Here is a 20,437-nt window from a genome sequence, read left to right on the forward strand (position 1 = left end):
TCGGTGCGATTGTACTCAGTGAGCTTCACGACCGGCCGACTACCGATGATGAAGCTTTTCTTCGGCTGCATGATGCGCAATATGGCGATGCCGCGCCGTTCGAGCACGCTCATGACCTCCGCGCTGGGTTCTCCGAGTGTCTGAACTCGAACGTTGCGCAGCGTTCGAGCCTTGGCTTTGGGTGTCGCCAGCGCTTCGATTTCGTCAAGTCGATGGGGTGCGGCTCGGCGGAGCTCGTCGAGTGTATCCTCGACCATCCGCAGTGCTTCAGCATCGGTGACGTTCGCTCGTTGGGTCTCCGGAGTGCGCCGCCACTGGGTTAGGAAAAACATGTACCAGAGGCGCTTCTGCTCCGATGAGAGGACTGGGAGCCGGCCCTCCCGTGCTGGCACCAGAATGGATTGCACGACGCCAACGGCTTCGCTCTCAAGAACGGAAAGAGCGTGCTCCATCGCCGGGTCCTTGGTCCCGGCTTCAGAAAGCGTGCTGTACAGATGGTTCTGATGGAACAGCTCGGCGGGTCTTGCCCGGCGGATCGTAACGGGGCGTTCTCGGGGGCGGCACCAGTGCAGCCAGCCATCTGGGTCAGTGAACCCATTCAGGATCATCTGCGGCACATAGTGATGGCGCTTGGGAACTGACATCGATCCAGTCGCCCCTAAGTGCCAGATACGGCGGCTGGCGGTGCCATTAACAAGTCGCTGTCGATACGGTGTAGGTCGAGAAACTCGGGTCGTTGGATGAGGATTTTGAGCATTCTTCGCAACACGTCGAGCGACTGCTCCTTGGCTGCCAAATCCCGTTCTGCATGTGCGTTTGGGGCGCCACGGCGCCGCGCCCCATGAACAATGGCTGATCGGGTGGCGTAGACCTTGGAGATCGCATCGTTCATGGCTTTGCCACCAGCTTGGCCTTCCTCAATGCCTGCCAACGCGGCTGCACGCATCCGAAGTTTCCAGGAGATCGCCTGGCCGTCGCCGTCGCCCAGCAAAACCTCCAGAGCGATCGTGGCGTCGAGAATTGCGTCGGCGAAATCGCTACGCGTCATCGCCGTGTTTAGGCGACGGGTGGCCAAGGCGAGCCTTTCGCCCGGCGATTGTTCTAGCGCCTCGAATAGACGCGCAACCTCCCGCATCTGAGCCTTCGTGACGAGCGGCAGGTTTCCGCGATTCCAGCCAAAATCGTCGAACACCTCGGGGTAGCGGCGCGCGCCAACGGCGTAGACGTCTGGCAGGCCATAGTTGTGCCGGTGACGCCACCCCCGAGCGAGGCGCACTTCCTGGGCATACCCGGTTTCGATCCCGGTCTCGATCCGGAGCGCCGCGAACAATGCGTCGATTCGCTCGCGTACATCTGAGCTGAAGTTCGACAGTGTCTGATCGAGCTCATTCCAATTGCCGTTCGGTATATCCCATCCAGTAAGCACGAATGCATGAGTTGCAGCTGCTAGCACCTGGTCATGCCCGTTAGCACCGTAGGCCTTCATCTCCCATCGCGCTCGCTGCAGGTCTGGCGACATTCGCATGATGAAGGCGGACGGTCCCAAGCGCATACGGCCGAAGTCGAACCTGGCCAGCGCGATCGGCGCGAGCACTGCGAGATTCAAACGCGCGTCGAACGATCCATTGAACAGCGGCTTCAGCACGACGGTGCGGGTCGCGGCCGTCACGGGCGTCTCGCCGAAGCGAAGAAAATGAACATCTGCAGCGCGCGCAACCAGCAGTTCGATCGCAACCTTCACTATCGGATTCTCTGCGTCGGAACTCGGCCCAGGAATGCGGGCAATTTCAGGGTACTCGCAAGAGAACGCTACCAGCCTCGCCACCGCAGGGAAGCGAGCAGGCGGGAATTTGCCTAACCGACGTGCCTCGTGGTCACTGTAGGGGGGATCCAGCAGCGAAGAATATTCCAACGGCCCTGCTCCTGTGAAAGCGCCGTCGCTTAGAGATGGCATCCCGTTCTCGCGTAGTGAGAAAGTCGGATATCTGCTCACCCGGGATGGTTTGCCGCCCCCTTCAAGCTTAGAGAGAATTGCAGCTACGACTTCATCATACGCTTCGACCAGTAGCTCTCGCCATCGTCGCTGTCGCGCGCTTTCCTGGGCGGTTTCGTCATCCATCGAGGTCTCCGGGTCGAGCAGCGACGTTAGAAGCGGCTGCATCATGAGCAACGACCTGAACCGGCCGTGCAGCGATTCTTCTTGCCAGGATACGGGCGCTCTTGAGTTCAGCGCTGGAAATCTCACCCACCTGACTTCCGTGGACATAGTTGCTGCGAACGTCGAAGAGGCAATATTCCTCGCCGGCGGCCGAATCGCCGAGCAGCTTTGTTATTCTACTCACCATCTTATCTGCCGGCCGCAAGCACGCTTTCGGCACGCCAGTCCTGCCCGTGCCCTTGTGGCAATCCATGATGGCGGGGTCATTGATGCTCGTTATGCTGCGTCAGATTATTGACTAGAGTCGCATGGAGTCGTCATAGCGAAGGCATGACACGGTTGGGCGAGGTCACCCGGACCTAGGCGATGATTGATTTAAGCGCTATCGGCGGTGGTGGAGTTTTCACAGGTGTCGCCGCAACAATACTCGAACCTGCGATCCGTCATCACGAAAGACTACTTTTAGAACCGGACCGCGTTTCCCGTCGCCGTGGTAGCTATTTGGTAGCTAGCGATTGCTGGCTTCGAGCGATGACTAGAATTAAGTTATTGATTTTGTTGGTACAGTTGGGTGGGCTCGAACCACCGACCTCCTGTTCCACAGACAGGCGCTCTAACCAACTGAGCTACAACTGCATCCTTGCGAGCCGCCTATGGGGCGCCCTAGACGGGCCGAGAACCAAGGGGGCTGGACGGGGCGGAAACTAGGTGCAACGGCCGTTTTTGGCAAGGCCGCTGGACCCGGGAATCGCCCTCAAACAACGTTATTTCCAAAGCAAAACCCGGGCCCTGGGGCCCGGGTTTTTACAGTTAAAACGGCCCAGCCGATCAGGCGGCGGGCGGATACAACTTCGAGGCGCTGGCCTTGATCGGCTCGGCGGTCTCGGAGGCGACGCGCTGAGAGATCTCGACGAGCTCCTTGGCCTGGGCCTGGAAGGTTTCGAGCTGCTTCCGGGAATGGCCGGTCCACAGCTCCAGCGCCTCCGTCGGCGACTTCACGCCGAACAGCTCCTGGGCGAAGTCCAGATGGGCGCTGGTGTTCGCCTTCATGAACTCCATCAGCTTGGCGGTGTACTCGCTCGCGCCCTTGCTGGCCGAGGTGAACACGGCCTCGATGGTGCCGTTCTGGTTTTCGGCCGCGTCCTTGAACTTGGCGTAGCTTTCGCGGGCCTGCGAAACGCCCTTTTCGGCGAACGCCCGCATCTGTTCCGGAACCTCGAATGGAATGATCGAGGCGGAGAATGGATCAGTCGCACCTGTCATGGTTGTCCCTCACGGTAGTGGAAAATGGAGTGAGCCTTCTGGCGCGCCCGCCGGCCCAATCGGGGCCATAACTTGGCGGGTACGAAGACTGGAACGCGATACAAATGAGATGGTTCGCCCAGCGCCCACCACTATTGCTGCCCAACATGTCAATATTGTGCATCGCAACGCGATCAGAGGTACGCGGCGACAATTAATCTCGGTCAGGATGAGGCTCCACACTGCGGGAACCCATGGTTGAGTTCCACGACGGCGGCCGGAATCACTTGCTTTCCAGAATCACTTGCTTTTGGGCCTGGTCGCGTCCATCGCGGCGCGGCCGACGATCCGGCCCATTTCGCTGGCCTGCTCGGCCAGCGTCCGCATCAGAGCCTGCACATATTCGCGGTGCAGCCGCGTCACCTCGGAGAGGTCCTTGGCGTGAACCAGCGACTGGGCGTAGTCGAGCGAGGACTGCACGTTGGCCTCGGCAAAGTCGATCGTCTTGGCGCCCACGTCCTTTGCGCCGAAGTCCTTGGCGTCGACGTCCTTGGCACCGACGTCCTTGGCGCCGACGTCCTCGGCGCCGGCGCGCATGCTCGCACCGCGCTCCTCGAGCGAGCCCGTGGCGGTTTCGGCGTCGGCGAGAAGCTTCTCGAACGCCTCGCGCGCCTGCTTGAAGCTGGATTCCGCCACGGAGCGCATCTCCGGCGGAGGCTCGAAACGGTCATGTGCCTGGTCGGCCATGGCTGCCACTCCTGTCGCGAATCCTGCGGATACAACGCGTGGTCGGGCTTGCGGGTTCATCTGCATTAAGGTTATCGCGGCTTTAGGCCGCTACCTTTAGACCGGGGCCGTGGACCTGTCCGCGCCCGCGCGCGATACTAACCCTTTCTTAAGGCTGTCATTCCCGGCAGCCGCCCCACGAGATGGGTGACAGCGAGAAGCAAGCCGGTTGGATGAGTAGTTCGGATTTCCAGTTGCGAGGCGTCGGCGATCCGCGGCTGGCCGTGCATGCGACCTCTCCGCTTCCGGCGTGGCTCTGGTCGATCGACGGCACGCGCGTGCTCTGGGCCAATCCGGTCGGCGCAAAGCTGTTCGGCGCAGCCCATGCCGCCGCGCTCGCGGGGAAGACATTCGGACCGGCGGACGCACATCGCCGCCAGGTCGCCCGGCTTGCCCGGCGGCTACCGGCGACCGGCGCGGTCCGGCTCGAACGGCTGCGCGGCTTCGGCGCCCGGCTCGGCGCGCTGATGACCTGCGCCTGCGCCCGGCTCGAATTTGCCGATGGCGGCCACGGCGTGCTGGTCACCGCGATGGATGCGACCGGACGCACCATGCCGCTGGTCGAACGGCTGCACCGGCTGGTCGAGAGCGCCCCGGTGCCGATGGCGGCGTTCGCGCCCGACGGCCTGTTCGCCGGCGCCAGCGAAGCCGCCCGCCCGCTGCTCGGCTTTCGCGATCTCGTCGAGGCCGGCCTCGAGCAGGCACGCAGCGATGCGCTCAGCCGAGGCCGCGTCGAGATCCCGATCGGCATCGGCCACATGGTGCTGCAACGCGTCGGCCTGGGTGTCGATATCGGCCTCGTCGCGCTGATCGAGCCCGCCCCCGTGCGGGCAGAACCCGCCGCATCCACGGCCGAGAGCGCGGCGGACACCGCGCCCGAGGTACCGGTTCAACCCGCGCAACAAGCCGTCGAGACGCCGCGCGAGCCCGCTTCATGCAGCGAGGCCTTCGCCGGGATCTCCCTGTTCGACGCGTTCGCCGAGCTGGTCGAAGCGCCGGCGCCGACCGAGACGATCGAAGCCGCGGCTGAATCTTCGGTTGAAAACCCGCCCGAAGCCATCGTCTCGCCGCAGGCCGAGCCGATCACGGCAGACATGGTCGAGCCGCCGTCGGGCCACGCGGAGCCGCCCGCACCACGCCAGCATCCGCTGCGCTTCCTGTGGCAGATGGATGCGGAGGGCCGCTTTGTGCTCAGCTCCGACGAGTTCATCCGCCTGATCGGCGCGCACACGGCGGCCGGCTTCGGCCGCCCCTGGCGCGAGATTGCCGACGCGTTCGCGCTCGATCCCGACGGTCGCGTGGCGCAAGCGCTCGCTAGCCACGACACCTGGGCCGGGATCACCGTGAACTGGCCGGCCGATGGCGGCGAACACCTGCCGGTCGAGCTCGCAGGGCTTCCCGTCTATGACAGCGAGCGAAATTTCGCGGGCTTCAAAGGCTTTGGCGTCTGCCGCGATCTCGACGGTCTCAACCGGCTCGATGCGCTCAGGCGCTACCAGCTGTTCACCGAGCCGGCCGCACTGCCGAGCCTGTCCGCCGAATTGGTCGAGCCCGAACCGGAGCCGCCGCCTCCGCCGATCGAGCCGCCCGCACCTGAGCCTGAGCCTGAATTATCCGAACCCGTCACCGCAGCGAATTCACACCCAACCGATCCGGAAACGCCCGTGGAAACGCCTCCCAATGTCGTGCCGTTCCGCGCCCCCGGCGACACAAGATCGCCGACCCTGACGCCTGTCGAGAACAGCGCGTTCAACGAGCTCGCCCGGCAATTGTCCGAGCGGCTCGAACGCGACAGGGAGACCATCGCGGCGGTCACGTCCGAGCTGCCGACGGCGGAGATCGCACCCGAGCCGCTGCCGCCTGAGCCCGAGGCGCCGCACGCACCGGCCGAATGGCTGACCGAACCCACACCGCCCGCACGCGGCCACAGTGCGCGCGACCGCACCCTGCTCGACCTGTTGCCGACGGGCATTCTGATCTATCGGCTCGACCGTCTGCTCTATGCCAACCCCGCCTTCCTCGCGCGCATCGGCTATGCTGGCCTAAGCGCGCTGGAAGATGCCGGCGGGCTGGATGCGCTCTATGTCGAACCGGGCGTGTCCTCGGCCAGCAGCACGTCGCAGGCCGGCACACCGGTGACGATCAGCGCGACGGTGGCGGACGGCGAGCAGCCGCTCGCGACCACCGAGGCGCATCTGCACACGATCGACTGGGACGGCGAATCCGCGCATGCGCTGATCTGCGCGCAGCCGCAGGCCACAGCAGTCGTCGAGGAAACCGTGACGGCGGCGCCCGTCGCGCCCGAACCGGAGCCAGAGGTGGGCGACGCGGATGCCGAAGATCTCGCCGCGATCCTCGACACCACCGCCGAGGGCATCGTCATGTTCGATGCCGAAGGCAACATCCACGCCTGCAACCGCAGCGCCGAGGCGCTGTTCGGCCATGACGGCGACACCTTGTTGCAGAAGAATCTGGTGAGCCTGTTTGCACCCGAGAGCCAGCATGTCGTCCTCGACTATCTCGACAGCCTGAAGAGCCAGGACATCGCCAGCCTGCTCGATCACGGCCGCGAGGTGCTGGGCCGCGAGAAGAACGGCGGCACCATCCCGCTCGCGATGATCATGGGCCGCACCCGGCCCGACGGCCCGAACTTCTTCGCCGTGTTCCGCGATCTCTCGCAGAGCAAGAAAGGCGAGAGCGAGCTGACGCGCGCTCGCCATCTCGTCGACGGTGCGGCCAACGCCAAGGCCGACATGCTGGCGCGGATCAGCCACGAGATCCGCACGCCGCTGAACGCCATCATCGGCTTTGCCGAGGTGATGATCTCCGAACGCTTCGGCACGCTCGGCAACGAGCGTTACGGCGAATACATGAAGGACATCCGAGCCTCCGGCGAGCGCGTGATCACCATCATCGACGATCTGCTGGAGCTGTCGCGCATCGAGACCGGCAAGCTCGATCTCAACTTCGCCAACCTCAATCTCAACGATCTCATCGAAGCCTGCGTCGTGGTGATGCAGCCGCAGGCCAACCGCGAGCGCATTATCATCCGCACCTCGCTCGCACATGCGCTGCCGCAGGTCACGGCGGACGCGCGCGCGTTGCGGCAAGTGACCATGAACCTGGTGTCCAACTCGATCCGGCTCGCCAGCGCCGGCGGCCAGGTCATCGTCTCGACCGCCCTGAACGACCGCGGCGAGGTGTGCTTGCGCATCCGCGACACCGGTCATGGCCTCAGCGAGCGGGAAGTCGCGGCCGCGATGGAGCCGTTCCGGACGGCTCCGCCCGGCGATGCCTCGGACAATTCGGCGCTCAGCCTGTCGCTCACCAAGGCGCTGGTCGAAGCCAACCGCGCCCGGTTCAACATCAAGAGCACGGCGAACACCGGCACGCTGATCGAGGTGGTGTTCGCGCCGGCGCTGGCGAGGGCTTAAGCCGCGAGCCTGTGGAGACAGCCCCTCACCCCGCCCTCTCCCCGTAAGAACGGGGCGAGGGAGCGAGAGAGCGGCGCGTCTCTTACTGTTCCCAAACTCGTCTCGCTCTAAGTCAAGGCTCAACAAAAAGGGCACGGCGCGCGTCGTGCCCTTTCGCATTCGTAGAGCTCTGCCTCAGCTATAGATCTCGAACAGGCCGGCGCCGCCCTGGCCGCCGCCGATGCACATCGTCACGACGCCCCACTTCGCCTTGCGGCGCGCTCCCTCCTGGAGGAGATGGCCGGTGAGACGCGCGCCGGTCATGCCGAAGGGATGGCCGATCGCGATCGAGCCGCCGTTGACGTTGTACTTCTCGGGATCGATGCCGAGCTTGTCGCGCGAGTAGAGGCACTGGCTGGCGAAGGCCTCGTTGAGCTCCCAGAGATCGATGTCCTCGATCTTGAGGCCATGACGCTTCAACAGCTTCGGCACGGCGAAGATCGGGCCGATGCCCATCTCGTCCGGCTCGCAGCCGGCGGCTGCCCAGGCGACGAAGCGGCCCATCGGGTTGAGGCCGCGCTTCTCCGCATCCTTGGCTTCCATCAGCACCACGGCCGCGGCGCCGTCCGAAAGCTGGCTGGCATTGCCGGCGGTGACGAACTTGCCGGGACCTTTCACGGGCTCGAGCTTGGCGAGGCCCTCCAGCGTGGTCTCGGGGCGGTTACACTCGTCGCGGTCGACGACGTAGTCGACGATCGACTCGGCCTTGGTCGCCTTGTCGACCACCTTCATCTTCGTCTTCATCGGGACGATCTCGTCCTTGAACTTGCCCGCCTGCTGCGCGGCCGCCATGCGGCGCTGCGACTCCAGCGAATATTCGTCCTGATATTCGCGGCTGAGCTTGTAGCGCTCGGCAACGATGTCGGCAGTGTCGATCATCGCCATGAAGATCGCCGGCGCCGTCTTGAGCAGCTCCGGATCGATCGATTCCTTCGGCGTCACGCCGCCCGGCATCGAAATGCTCTCGGTACCGCCTGCGACGATACAGTCGGAACCATCCGAGCGGATCGAGTTGGCGGCCATGGCGATGGTCTGGAGACCCGACGAGCAGAAGCGGTTCACCGACACGCCACCGGTCGATTTCGGGAGCCCTGCGAGCAGCGCCGCCTGGCGGCCGATATTCGGCGCGCCATGGGCGCAATTGCCGAGATAGCAATCCTCGACATAGTCCTTCTCGACACCGGCGCGATCGACCGCATGGCGGATGGCGTGGGCCGCAAGAGACATCGGCGGCGTGATGTTGAACCCGCCGCGGCCGGACTTCGCCAGCCCCGTGCGCGCATAGGAAACGATGACGGCTTCACGCATTGTTTTCTCCCTTTTTCGAACGATTGGTACGGAGCGTGCTAGCGCCATTGGTACACAAAGTTCGGCAGCCGCGGGAGAAATAAAGCGCGGCGCCGCACCAACAAAAAGCGCCGCCCTCGCAAGCGGGGGCGGCGTTGTTCCGCACGTCGGAATTTATGATGCGCGTCACTCTTTCCGCTCGTCATGCCCGGGCCTGTCCCGGGCATCCACGTCCTTACTTGCGGATGCGCGTGGATGGCCGGACAAGCCCGGCCATGACGCAATTGGCGAAAGCGCAATCAGAACGTCAGCGCCTTGACCTGCTTGACCTGCGGCAGGGCCTGCACCTTGGCGAGCACCTCGGCCGGCACGGGGCCGTCGACCTCGATCAGCGCGATGGCATCGCTGCCGGGCGCGGCGCGGCCGAGATGGAAGGTCGCGATGTTGATCTTGGCGTCGCCGAGCAGGCTTGCGAACTTGCCGATGAAGCCCGGCTTGTCCTCGTTGGTCACGTAGATCATCGACTTGCCGAACTCGGCGTCGACGCGAATGCCCTTGATGTCGACGAGCCGCGGCTTGCCGTCGTGATAGACGGTGCCCGAGACCGAACGCTCCTGGCGCTCGGTGGTGACGGTGACGGTGATCAGGCTCTCATAGTCGCTTTGGGCGGCGCGCACGATCTCGTCGACCACCATGCCGCGCTCCTTGGCGACGACCGGCGCGGACACCACGTTGACTTCGCCCAGCATCGGCCGCAGCAGGCCCGACAGCACGGCGGAGGTGATCGCCTTGATCTTCATCTCGGCGACGTGGCCCTCATAGGTGATCTGCACCTTGAGGATGCCGGACTCGGTGAGCTGGCCGGCAAACGAGCCGAGCTTCTCGGCGAGCGCGATGAACGGCTTCAGCTTCGGCGCCTCTTCCGCCGTGATCGAGGGGAAGTTGACGGCATTCGAGATCGCGCCGGTAAGCAGATAGTCCGACATCTGTTCGGCGACCTGGAGCGCGACGTTCTCCTGCGCTTCGGTGGTGGACGCCCCGAGATGCGGCGTGCAGATCACGTTGGGATGGCCGAACAGCACGTTCGAGGTCGCGGGCTCCTCGACGAAGACGTCGAAAGCGGCGCCCGCGATGTGCTTGGAGTTCAGCGCGTCGATTACCGCCTGCTCGTCGACCAGGCCGCCGCGGGCGCAGTTGATCAGGCGCACGCCCTTCTTCATCTTGGCGATCGCGGCTGCGTCGATGATGTTCCTGGTCTTCTCGGTGAGCGGGGTGTGCAAAGTGATGAAGTCGGCGCGCTTGAGCAGGTCGTCGAGCTCGACCTTCTCGACGCCGATGTCCTTGGCGCGCTCCGGCGACAGGAACGGATCGAAGGCGACGACCTTCATGCGCAGGCCGAGCGCGCGGTCGGCGACGATCGAGCCGATGTTGCCGCAACCGACCACGCCGAGCACCTTGCCGGTGATCTCGACGCCCATGAAGCGGTTCTTCTCCCACTTGCCGGCCTGGGTCGAGGCGTCGGCCTGCGGGATCTCGCGCGCCAGCGCCAGCATCAGGGTGACGGCGTGCTCGGCGGTCGTGATCGAATTGCCGAACGGCGTGTTCATCACGATGATACCCTTGGCGGTCGCCGCGGGGATCTCGACGTTGTCGACGCCGATACCGGCGCGACCGATCACCTTGAGGTTGGTTGCCTTCTCCAGGATCTTGGCCGTCGCCTTGGTCGCGGAGCGGATCGCAAGGCCGTCGTAATTGCCGATGATCTCGGCGAGCTTGTCCTTGTCCTTGCCGAGATTGGGCTGGAAGTCGACCTCGACGCCGCGATCCTTGAAGATCTGCACGGCGGCGGGAGAGAGCGCGTCGGAAATGAGAACTTTGGGTTTGGTCATGGATTTGATCCTCTACCTTGCCTGAAACGAGGGCGGCCTTCGACCTAACTAGGTTGATGTCTCGGAGCGGTTTCTTCTCCCTCTCCCCGTACTTACGGGGAGAGGCCAAGAAAGAAAACTTACGCCGCTTTCGGCAGCACGGCCTTGGTCTCGGCGAAGGCCCAGTCGATCCACTGGGTCAGGAGCTCGACGTCCTTCGCCTCGACGGTGGCGCCGCACCAGATGCGCAGGCCGGCCGGCGCATCGCGGTAGTAGGCGAAGTCGAAGCCTGCGCCTTCCTTCTCGACCAGCGCGACCAGCTTCTTGCAGAAGTCGGCCTGCGCATCCACCGAGAGCGAGGTGATCGTGGGATCGGTGAACTTCAGGCACACCGACGTGTTGGAGCGGATCGAAGCGTCCTTGGCCAGGAAGTCGATCCAGGGCGTCTTCGCCTTCCAGTCGGCGAGCACCTTGGTGTTGGCGTCGGCGCGCGCGATCAGCGCCTTGAGGCCGCCGATCGACTTGGCCCAGTTCAGCGCGTCGAGATAATCCTCGACGCACAGCATCGAGGGCGTGTTGATGGTTTCGCCGACGAAGATGCCCTCGTTGATCTTGCCGCCCTTGGTCATGCGGAAGATCTTTGGCAGCGGCCAGGCCGGCTTGTAGGTCTCGAGCCGCTCCACCGCACGGGGCGACAGGATCAGCATGCCGTGGGCGGCCTCGCCGCCGAGCGCCTTCTGCCAGGAGAAGGTGACGACGTCGAGCTTGGCCCAGTCGAGGGCTTGCGCGAACGCCGCCGAGGTGGCGTCACAAATGGTCAGGCCTTCGCGAGTCGCGCTGATCCAGTCGGCGTTCGGCACGCGCACACCGGAGGTGGTGCCGTTCCAGGTGAAGACGACGTCACTGTTCTGATCGACCTTGGAAAGATCCGGAATTTCACCATAGGCGGCGTTGAGCTTGGTGACGTCCTTGAGCTTCAATTCCTTGACGATATCGCTGACCCAGCCTTCGCCGAAGGATTCCCAGGCGAGCGTGGTGACGGGCCGCGCGCCCAGCATCGACCACAGCGCCATCTCGACCGCGCCGGTATCGGAGGCCGGCACGATGCCGATGCGGTAATCGGCGGGCACCTCGAGCACTTCGCGCGTCAAATCGATCGCAAGCTTGAGCTTGGTCTTGCCGACTTTCGCGCGATGCGAACGGCCGAGCGCTGCGTCCTTGAGATTTTGGGCGTTCCAACCGGGGCGTTTGGCGCAGGGGCCGGAGGAAAAATGCGGCACGTTCGGCCGCGAGGCGGGCTTCGCTACAGTCATAATCTACCCTTCCAGATAGTGAGCCTCCCGTTGGGGGGAGGTGTCCCGCCGCGGCTGATACGGGAAACGGGTAGACCAGTCAAGGAAGTTCCGGCACCTCTCGGTCGGGAGATGGCGCCTCCGGTGCGAGATCCGGGGATTCCACTGCGGCGAGCGCGTTCAGCAGGTCCGTCGCCTCGCTGATCAATTGCGCGGCGCGGCGGCGGCTGCCGACTTTCAAAATGCACTTGTCATTGGCCTGCACAACGTAGTCGTTGCCGACCTTGATCATCGAATAGCTTGTCATCGAAATCCCCGAACCGACCGAGCTCGGTGTCCGACGCTCCCGTAGCACCGTTCGTTCCTGGAACAACGTGAACGACGGCTGGGTAGTTTACCGGCTCTTAATATGAACGAATGCGCGATCTGAATTTGCTGATCGCGCAACGGCCGCGACGAGCTGCCTCAAAAGCGGACAGTCATGCCGACATGACTCGCTGCAAATCCAAGCCGCTTGTAGAAGCGCTGCGCATCGACGCGGCTCGCATGCGTCAGCAATTCGACCAGATTGCAGCCCCGTGCTTTCGCTTCCGCGACAGCCCATTGCACCAATTGCTCGCCGATGCCGCGGCTGCGACAGTCGGAAGCAACGCGGACGTCTTCGAGCAGACCGCGCGAGCCGCCTTGCGAGCTGATGCCGGGCAGGATAGCGAGTTGCAGGCAGCCGACCACCCTGCCCTCGCTCTCCGCGACGACGAGCTGGAGATTGAAATCGCGCTCGATCCGCTCGAAGGCTTCATAGTAGGACGCAGGCAGCGGATCCTCCACCCGCTCGCGGGCGCGCCCAAGGTGATCGTCGGCGAGCATTGCGACGATCGCGGCGACGTCGTCGCGGCGCGCGGGGCGAATGGAGACGGACTTGTCGTTCATTCAGATACTCCAGACTCAACGCGCCGGCGCAAGACCAAGATAGGCCTCGGCTTCGCCGATCCAGCGCCGCACGTCCGCATAGCGGCCGAGATCGAAGCCGCCTTCATGCGCGACACGCGTATAGGCCAGCAGCGAGACGTCAGCGAGCGAAATCAGGTCACCGGCGAGGAAGCGGCTCGCCGCAAGATGTTGCTCCATGCGGTCGAGCGCCGCATAGCCGCGCTTGACCTTCTCCGGATCGAGCTCGGAGACGTCCTTGCCGAGATAGACCAGCTGGAAGCGGCACACTGCGATATAGGGCTCGTGGCTGTACTGCTCCCAGAACAGCCATTCGTCCATCTTGGCGGCAGTGAAGGCGTCGTGCGGGATGAGCGTGCTGCCGCGCGCGAGATAGCGGATGATGGCATTGGACTGCGCCAGCGTGCGGCCGTCGTCGAGCTCGACGGTCGGGACCTGGCCGGCGCCGTTCATCTTCAGGAATTGCGGCGTGCGCGTCTCGCCCTTGCGCGTATCGATGTCGATCCAGTCGTAGGTCAATGCGAGCTTGTCGCAGACCCACTTCACCTTCAGACAATTTCCGGAGTTGATATCGCCGTAGATCTGCATCGCCGCTCCTTCACGAAGCGACACAGCATCAGGGCTAAACGGTCCTGTCAACGGCTGGCAAACGCCGCACTCAGAACTTGTAGCCGAGCCCGAGACGCGCGTTGTTCAGCGTCACCGACGTGTTCATGACGGGAGAGAATTTCACGTATTCGTATTCCACCCGTGCGAACAATCCTTCCCACAAGCAATATTCCAGTCCGAAACCGGCGGTCCAGCCGACCACGAAATTGTTGGTCCTGTGCTGAGACTGCGTCTGCGACTGCGCCGGAACGTCCATCGGCGTTCCGGTGATTGTGATGACGTTGCCCAATCCATCCGTCACCGTCGCATCCTGACGCAGCTTCACATCGCTCGTCACGGTGCGGGAGACGTCCATGCGGCCTAGCGCCGCGCCGGCGAACATGTAAGGCATGAAATCGCCGCCGTCCCAACCCACGCGCCCGCGGAGCGTGACCATGTCCTTGACCTGCGCCGCGGCGGTGCCGGTCAATGTCGTGAGATAGTGGTTAGTCACGCCGGTGGGCTGGACGTCGCCAGGCGGGTTGACGATATCGAGCGAGTTGGAGCCCGACGTCGACGTGGAAATCTTGTTGAAATAGCTATAGGTGCCCTCGAGACCTAGAACGGCATCGTACCATTGCCAGTTGCGCCCGAGGAAGGCTCCGAAATTGGTGCTTTGCGTCGTAGTCTTGTTCATGAGCGACCACGTCGACGTTGGCTGCTGGAGCACGCTGTCGCGGAAGATGAAGTTGGTCAGTCCGACGACGCTTTGGCTGAAGTCGGTCGACGCGGACGAGTAGCCGACGGTGCCGCCGGCATAGACGCCATCCCAGTTGTGCGACGTCTTCGACAGGCCGTCGGTGAAGCCGCCGCGCAGGATGGGCAGATCGGGCATATCGGCCGCTTGCGCGGCAGACCCCGTCCCCAACATCGCCGCCGCCAACATCAGCCTACGCATTGCAACGCTCCATCGAACTCGAACTTTCGCTCGTGATCATGGCTCGTTAACCTTAACCAATGGTTGCGCCGGAGGCTTTCGTCACCGTCGAGCAATGAAAAATACGCAAAGCAAAACGGCGCGGGAAAATCCCGCGCCGTTAAGACGTCTTAAGCGATGGAGCTGCGATCAGCCCTTGGTGACGAGCGGCGGCATGTAGGCCGGCGGGCTGTTGAGCTCCCAGCGCACGCCGAGCTTCACGTCGTGCGAGGTGATGTCCTTGACCTTGATCGTGGACGCGCCGGAGATGCTGTTGTCGTAGGCGCGGAAGTTGCCGGGCGCCGCATCGCCGAGATCCATGTAGCTGTAGGCCAGTTCGACCGTGAAGCCGGGGCTGACCTTGTAGGCGAGACCGGCATGGGCGGCCCAGGCGAGGTTCCACTTCCCGTTGTCGGCGAAGTAGGTCACGCTGTTGGAGGGCACGCCGGCAGCGATCTGCACGCCATCGTCACGGAAGCCGCTGAGCTTGTTGTAGGAGCCGCCGACACCGGCGCCGATGAACGGCGTGATACACCACCAGGTGCCGAGATCGACATAAGCGTTGGCCATAACGACCCACTCGGACTTGCTGCCGCTATAATTGTCAGACCCGACAAAGCCGGGCGCAATGACGTTGTCCGCGCCGTGCAAATTGGCCTTGCCGCGATACTGGCCGATCACGTCGGCGCGGAACCAGTTGTTGAAGCGATAGCCGACGCCGAGGTCGAACAGCGGCGAAGAGTCGAAGCCGAGACCCACGGTCTGGGTCGGGAATGCCTGCGCGGTCGCGCTGTCGATGCGCTTGGCGCTCTGATTGGTCATGCCGACGTCGCCGCGCAGATACCAGCCGCCGAAGTCGGCGGGGGGCGCCGGCGGCGCGTACATCGGAGGCGGTGCGGCGATCGGCATATCGGCGGCGAACGCCATCGACGAAATCAGGGTTGCCGCACCCGCGGCAAGGAGAGACTTAACGCTACGCATTGGCTTCGTCCTTTTGGCCGGTGAGGCAAATACGGCGCCTCACGTTCTGGAAACTCACGGACCGGACGATGGCAGCAAATGTTTAAGCGCCGCTTAACCCTAATTTTTAAGGTTGATTTTTTCTCACCACACACGCGGATGCGGCAGGAGCGTTGCAAAATTGCGGCGCCCGCGCGCCGCAATTGCTAACGATCCATGAAGGTGGGGTGCTGCGAGAGAGGATGCGTTAACGCGCGTGCCGCGGCAGCTTCGGCAAGAACACCGCGAGCAGGCCGATCGCCGGAAGGTAGGCGCAGACCTGGTAGACGAACTCGATCGAGGTGTGATCGGCGAGCTTGCCGAGCACGGCCGCGCCCAGGCCACCGATGCCGAAGGCGACGCCGAAGAACACGCCTGAGATCATGCCGAAGCGGTGCGGCACCAACTCCTGCGCGAACACGATGATCGACGACGTCGTCGAGGAGATGATCAGGCCGATGATGACGCTGAGCACCGCGCTGCCGGCGAGCCCTGCATAGGGCAGCGCCAGCGTGAACGGCAGCGCGCCGAGGATCGAGATCCAGATCACGATCTTGCGGCCGAAGCGGTCGCCGAGCGGTCCGCCGAGAAACGCGCCGACCGCGTTCGCCGCGAGGAAGATGAAGAGATATATCTGCGCGGCCTGCGTCGACACGCCGAAACGGTCGATCAGGTAGAAGATGTAGTAGCTCGACAGGCTCGACACGTAGAGCTGTTTTGAGAACAAAAGCGCCACCAGTACGGCAAGCGCGACCGCGACGCGGCGCGAATTCGGCGCGTCCGGATGGGCGTGCGCCACCGCGGTCTTCTTCGCCTTGATCTGCGGTTCATACCAGCGGCCGATGCGCCAGAGGATGACGATCGCGAGGAACGCGATCGAGGAGAACCAGGCGATGCTGCCCTGCCCGAACGGCACGACGATGAGCGCGGCCAATATCGGCCCCATCGAGGTGCCGAAGCTGCCGCCGAGCTGGAACACCGATTGCGCAAAACCGTAGCGGCCGCCCGACGCAAGCCGCGCGATGCGCGCGGATTCGGGGTGGAACACCGCCGAGCCGAGACCGACTAGGGCGGCCGCAACGAGGATGACGAGATACTGATGCGCGGCGCTGAGCAGCAGCAGGCCGAAGAAGGTCGAGGCCATGCCGATCGACAGCGAATAGGGCTGCGCCTTCTTGTCGGTGTAGTGCCCGACCACCGGCTGAAGCAGCGAGGCCGTGAACTGGAAGGCCAGCGTGATCATGCCGATCTGCGCGAAGTCGAGCGCGTAGGTGTCCTTCAGGATCGGATACACCGAGGCGATCAGCGACTGCATGGTGTCGTTGAGGAAGTGCGAGAAGCTGATGCCGGCGAGCACGATATAGGCCGGCCCCGCGGCCGCCTTGACTACGGTCGCCTTGGCCGCGGCCGGCGCAACGTCGCTGACGACGACCGGCTCGGTCAGCGTTTCCTCGGAGACGACGACAGGCTTGTTCAATGGAGCGATCCCGGCAGGCGTGGCGAACCGCCGCACCCGCTAGTTACGATGCTGGCGGCGGCCAAACCACCGCCAATCGCCGATGGCTGGGATGCGCCTAAGCCGCCGCCTGGCCGAGCGCGGAGACGATGGCGTCGACGACGTCCTCGACCAGGATACGGTCCTCGCCCTCGCCCATGACGCGGATCACAGGCTCGGTGCCGGAGGAGCGGATCAGCAGCCGGCCGTGGCCGTTGAGCCGGTTCTCGCCGTCGGAGATCGCCGACTTGACGTCGGAATCGTCGAGCGGCTTGCCACCCTTGTAGCGGACGTTCTTCAGGATCTGCGGCAGCGGATCGAAGCGGTGGCAGACCTCGGAGACGGGCCGGCGCAGCTTCTGCACCACCGCCAGCACCTGCAATGCAGCAACGAAGCCGTCGCCGGTGGTGGCATAGTCGGACAGGATGATATGGCCGGACTGCTCGCCGCCGAGATTGTAGCCGCCGTTCAGCATCTGCTCGAGCACGTAGCGGTCGCCGACCGGCGTGCGCACGAGATCGAGCCCGTGCCCTTTCAGGAAACGCTCGAGCCCGAGATTGGACATCACGGTCGCGACGATACCGGGCCGCGACAGCCGTCCGTCTTCCTTCCAGCTTTGCGCGATCACTGCGAGCAACTGGTCGCCGTCGACGAGATGGCCGCGCTCGTCGACCAGGATGACGCGATCCGCGTCGCCATCGAGCGCAATGCCGATGTCGGCGCGCATCTCGCGCACCTTCTTCGACAGCGCTTCCGGCGAGGTCGAGCCGCATTCCTTGTTGATGTTGAAGCCGTCGGGCTCGACGCCGATCGGCACGACGTCCGCACCCAGCTCCCACAGCGCTTCGGGCACCACCTTGTAGGCGGCGCCATTGGCGCAATCGACCACGACGCGCAGGCCATCCAGCGACAAATCGCGCGGCAGCGTGCGCTTGGCGAATTCGATGTAGCGGTCATGCACGCCGTCGATGCGGCGGGCGCGGCCGAGACTCGCGCTCTGCGCCAGCCGCTTGTCGAGGGATTCGTCCAGCAGCAACTCGATCTGCTTCTCGACGTCGTCGGAAAGCTTGAAGCCCTGCGGGCCGAACAACTTGATGCCGTTGTCCTCGAACAGATTGTGCGAGGCCGAGATCATGACGCCGAGATCGGCGCGCATCGACTTGGTCAGCATCGCGACCGCGGGCGTCGGCATCGGGCCGACCAGCAGCACGTCCATGCCGACGGAGGTGAAGCCCGCCACCATCGCATATTCGATCATGTAGCCGGACAGGCGCGTGTCCTTGCCGATCACGACCCGATGGCGGTGGTCACCGCGCTGAAACGCGAGGCCTGCGGCCTGGCCGACCTTGAGGGCGAGCTCCGGCGTGATCAGTCCGTTGGCACGGCCCCGAATCCCGTCAGTCCCGAAATATTTGCGGCTCATGTGATCCCCCACACGGCAACCAGGAATTCCCGATACAACTACCGGATGCCTTACACGGCTCCACCATCCCTGATTACGCTCGGGTCTTATAAAGCGTTCGCAGCTAACTTGGCTTCAAAAAATATGATGAATCATTACGGAACCGAAGCCACGGTCGTTCCGTTAAGCTATTGTTAACACTGAAACTCCCGCTTGGCCACCGATTTGAGGCCAGAGCTCGGTCCTAGTCGGTGCGCTTGATGAGCCTGTCCCCACGGCTCGGCGGCGGCTGGGTGACGTTGACGGGATCCGACCCCGGGAAGGTCTCCTCCAGCCCCTCTTCCAGCGCTTCCTCGAGCCGGCGCTTCTCCTTGATCTCTTCCGGCGTCGGTTCGCGGTGCGGCCTGGTCATGGCGCCCTCCCTGAAGGATCTGGCAAAGGATTTGGCTGTGCATCCAACCATGCTAGATGACCCCTAAATCTTCCGATGCAAGACGGGCCGGGGAAACGTTCATGAAGCACATCACCTGTATCGACGATCTTCGCACACTGCATCAGCGCCGCGTGCCGAAGGCGTTCTTCGATTATTGCGACCGCGGCTCCTATGCCGAGGAAACGCTGCGTGCCAACCGCGACGATATGCAGGGCGTCAAGTTTCGCCAACGCATCCTGGTCGATGTCTCCAGCCGCGACACCTCGACCACCATTCTCGGCGAGCCCTCGACCATGCCGCTGGTGCTCGCGCCGGTGGGCCTTCTGGGCATGCAGCACGGCGACGGCGAGATTCACGCCTGCCGCGCCGCGCAGGCCGCCGGCATCCCGTTCACGCAATCGACGATGTCGATCTGCTCGATCGAGGACATCGCCGCCAATGTCGAGAAGCCGTTCTGGTTCCAGCTCTATGTGATGAAGGACCGCGGCTTCATCAAGGAGCTGATCGAGCGCGCGATGGCGGCCAAGTGCAGCGCGCTCGTGCTCACCGTCGATCTCCAGGTGATCGGCCAGCGCCACCAGGACATCAAGAACGGCATGACGGTGCCGCCGGAATGGTCGCTGTCGAAGCTGATCGATTTCGCCACCAAGCCGGCCTGGGTGTCGGGCGTGCTGCAGGGCAAGCGCCGCACCTTCGGCAATCTCGCCGGTCATCTGAAGGTCAGCGACGACATCACGTCGCTGTCGACCTGGATCAACTCGCAGTTCGACACCTCGCTGAACTGGAAGGACGTCGAGTGGGTCCGCAGCATCTGGCCGGGCAAGCTCATCATCAAGGGCATCTTGGACGTCGAGGACGCCGAGCTCGCCGCGAAAACCGGCGCGCAGGCGCTGGTGGTGTCCAACCATGGCGGCCGCCAGCTCGACGGCGCGCCGTCTTCGATCGAGGTGCTGCCCGAGATCGCTGACGCGGTTGGCTCGAAGATGGAGATCATGTTCGACGGTGGCATCCGCTCCGGCCAGGACGTGATGCGCGCGCTCGCGCTCGGCGCAAAGTCCTGCATGATCGGCCGCGCCTATGCCTACGGCTTAGGTGCCGGCGGCCATGCCGGCGTCGCCAAGGCGATCGACATCATCCAGAAAGAGCTGCTCACGACCATGGGCCTGTGCGGCGTCAACAAGATCGACGAGATCGACGATCACATCATTGCGGTGTGATTTTCGCAAGGTGGGCAAAGCGAAGCGCGCCCACCACGTTTCACGGAATGCGCGAGAAGACGTGGGCACGGCGCAAGCGCACCTTTGCCTACCCTACGATTCTGCGGTTGGCGGCTAGCGAAAGTCGTCGCCACACTCTCAATCGTCATCCTGGACAAGCGCAGCGAAGCGAAGCGCAGATCCAGGATCCATAACCACAGGATCAAGTTTGGCGAAGACTAGCGGTTGCCAGCCTCCATCAAACTCCTCCCTGGGGTAATGGGTCCTGGCTTT

The 20,437-nt window shown here is 63.8% G+C and carries 17 protein-coding genes and 1 tRNA gene; 3 read left to right on the plus strand and 15 right to left on the minus strand.

From position 1 onward, the window contains the following. Positions 1-658: 658 nt before the first annotated feature. Positions 659-2,119, minus strand: coding sequence for a HEPN domain-containing protein (locus tag IVB18_RS43490; RefSeq protein WP_247986221.1), 1,461 nt, complete (start codon positions 2,117-2,119; stop codon positions 659-661). A gap of 43 nt (positions 2,120-2,162) precedes the next feature. Here IVB18_RS43490 and IVB18_RS43495 point away from each other — a divergent pair, with 43 nt between their 5' ends. Continuing rightward, entirely contained in the window at positions 2,163-2,456 is a 294-nt protein-coding gene (locus IVB18_RS43495) for a hypothetical protein (protein ID WP_247986222.1), read from the plus strand. A gap of 261 nt (positions 2,457-2,717) precedes the next feature. Here IVB18_RS43495 and IVB18_RS43500 read toward each other — a convergent pair. The 3 genes from IVB18_RS43500 to IVB18_RS43510 all read right to left on the minus strand — a co-directional run bounded on the left by IVB18_RS43500 (position 2,718) and on the right by IVB18_RS43510 (position 4,147). Next, positions 2,718-2,794, minus strand: a tRNA-His gene (locus IVB18_RS43500). 192 nt (positions 2,795-2,986) lie between these two features. After that, positions 2,987-3,421: a phasin gene (locus tag IVB18_RS43505; RefSeq protein ID WP_247986223.1), complete on the minus strand. Its 435-nt coding sequence runs from the start codon at positions 3,419-3,421 to the stop codon at positions 2,987-2,989. A 279-nt stretch (positions 3,422-3,700) separates the two neighbouring features. After that, on the minus strand, positions 3,701-4,147 hold the full coding sequence (locus IVB18_RS43510; RefSeq protein ID WP_247986224.1) for a phasin family protein: 447 nt from the start codon (positions 4,145-4,147) through the stop codon (positions 3,701-3,703). Between the two features lie 212 nt (positions 4,148-4,359). On the opposite strand from IVB18_RS43510, the gene IVB18_RS43515 reads away from it, so the two are divergent. Next, a complete protein-coding gene (locus IVB18_RS43515; protein ID WP_247986225.1) occupies positions 4,360-7,620 on the plus strand; it encodes a PAS domain-containing protein in 3,261 nt (1,086 codons plus the stop codon). Positions 7,621-7,794: 174 nt separating this feature from the next. Here IVB18_RS43515 and IVB18_RS43520 read toward each other — a convergent pair whose 3' ends face one another. The 11 genes from IVB18_RS43520 to IVB18_RS43570 form a co-directional block, all read right to left on the minus strand. Beyond that, positions 7,795-8,967, minus strand: a complete 1,173-nt coding sequence (locus tag IVB18_RS43520) for an acetyl-CoA C-acyltransferase (protein ID WP_247986226.1) — start codon at positions 8,965-8,967, stop codon at positions 7,795-7,797. A gap of 278 nt (positions 8,968-9,245) precedes the next feature. Beyond that, on the minus strand, positions 9,246-10,835 hold the full coding sequence (gene serA, locus IVB18_RS43525) for a phosphoglycerate dehydrogenase (RefSeq protein WP_247986227.1): 1,590 nt from the start codon (positions 10,833-10,835) through the stop codon (positions 9,246-9,248). A 119-nt stretch (positions 10,836-10,954) separates the two neighbouring features. Continuing rightward, positions 10,955-12,127 (minus strand): phosphoserine transaminase, encoded by a 1,173-nt coding sequence (locus IVB18_RS43530; protein ID WP_247986228.1) that lies wholly within the window; start codon positions 12,125-12,127, stop codon positions 10,955-10,957. A gap of 79 nt (positions 12,128-12,206) precedes the next feature. Then, positions 12,207-12,398 carry a hypothetical protein gene (locus IVB18_RS43535; protein WP_247986229.1) on the minus strand — a complete coding sequence of 64 codons (192 nt, stop codon included), beginning with the start codon at positions 12,396-12,398 and terminating at the stop codon, positions 12,207-12,209. A gap of 173 nt (positions 12,399-12,571) precedes the next feature. Further along, on the minus strand, positions 12,572-13,036 hold the full coding sequence (locus IVB18_RS43540) for a GNAT family N-acetyltransferase (RefSeq protein ID WP_247986230.1): 465 nt from the start codon (positions 13,034-13,036) through the stop codon (positions 12,572-12,574). Positions 13,037-13,051: 15 nt separating this feature from the next. Next, on the minus strand, positions 13,052-13,642 hold the full coding sequence (locus IVB18_RS43545; RefSeq protein ID WP_247986231.1) for a glutathione S-transferase family protein: 591 nt from the start codon (positions 13,640-13,642) through the stop codon (positions 13,052-13,054). A gap of 70 nt (positions 13,643-13,712) precedes the next feature. Next, a complete protein-coding gene (locus tag IVB18_RS43550) occupies positions 13,713-14,600 on the minus strand; it encodes an outer membrane beta-barrel protein (RefSeq protein ID WP_247986232.1) in 888 nt (295 codons plus the stop codon). A gap of 168 nt (positions 14,601-14,768) precedes the next feature. Further along, complete coding sequence (locus tag IVB18_RS43555; protein ID WP_247986233.1) at positions 14,769-15,599, minus strand: outer membrane beta-barrel protein; 831 nt, start codon at positions 15,597-15,599, stop codon at positions 14,769-14,771. Positions 15,600-15,825: 226 nt separating this feature from the next. After that, complete coding sequence (locus IVB18_RS43560) at positions 15,826-17,094, minus strand: MFS transporter (RefSeq protein ID WP_247986234.1); 1,269 nt, start codon at positions 17,092-17,094, stop codon at positions 15,826-15,828. Between the two features lie 97 nt (positions 17,095-17,191). Continuing rightward, positions 17,192-18,535, minus strand: a complete 1,344-nt coding sequence (gene glmM / locus IVB18_RS43565; RefSeq protein ID WP_247986235.1) for a phosphoglucosamine mutase — start codon at positions 18,533-18,535, stop codon at positions 17,192-17,194. A 223-nt stretch (positions 18,536-18,758) separates the two neighbouring features. Then, positions 18,759-18,926, minus strand: a complete 168-nt coding sequence (locus IVB18_RS43570) for a hypothetical protein (protein ID WP_247986236.1) — start codon at positions 18,924-18,926, stop codon at positions 18,759-18,761. 101 nt (positions 18,927-19,027) lie between these two features. On the opposite strand from IVB18_RS43570, the gene IVB18_RS43575 reads away from it, so the two are divergent. Then, complete coding sequence (locus IVB18_RS43575) at positions 19,028-20,164, plus strand: alpha-hydroxy acid oxidase (RefSeq protein ID WP_247986237.1); 1,137 nt, start codon at positions 19,028-19,030, stop codon at positions 20,162-20,164. The last annotated feature ends 273 nt before the right edge of the window (positions 20,165-20,437 follow it).

It is taken from the genome of Bradyrhizobium sp. 186 (assembly GCF_023101685.1).
GTDB lineage: Bacteria > Pseudomonadota > Alphaproteobacteria > Rhizobiales > Xanthobacteraceae > Bradyrhizobium.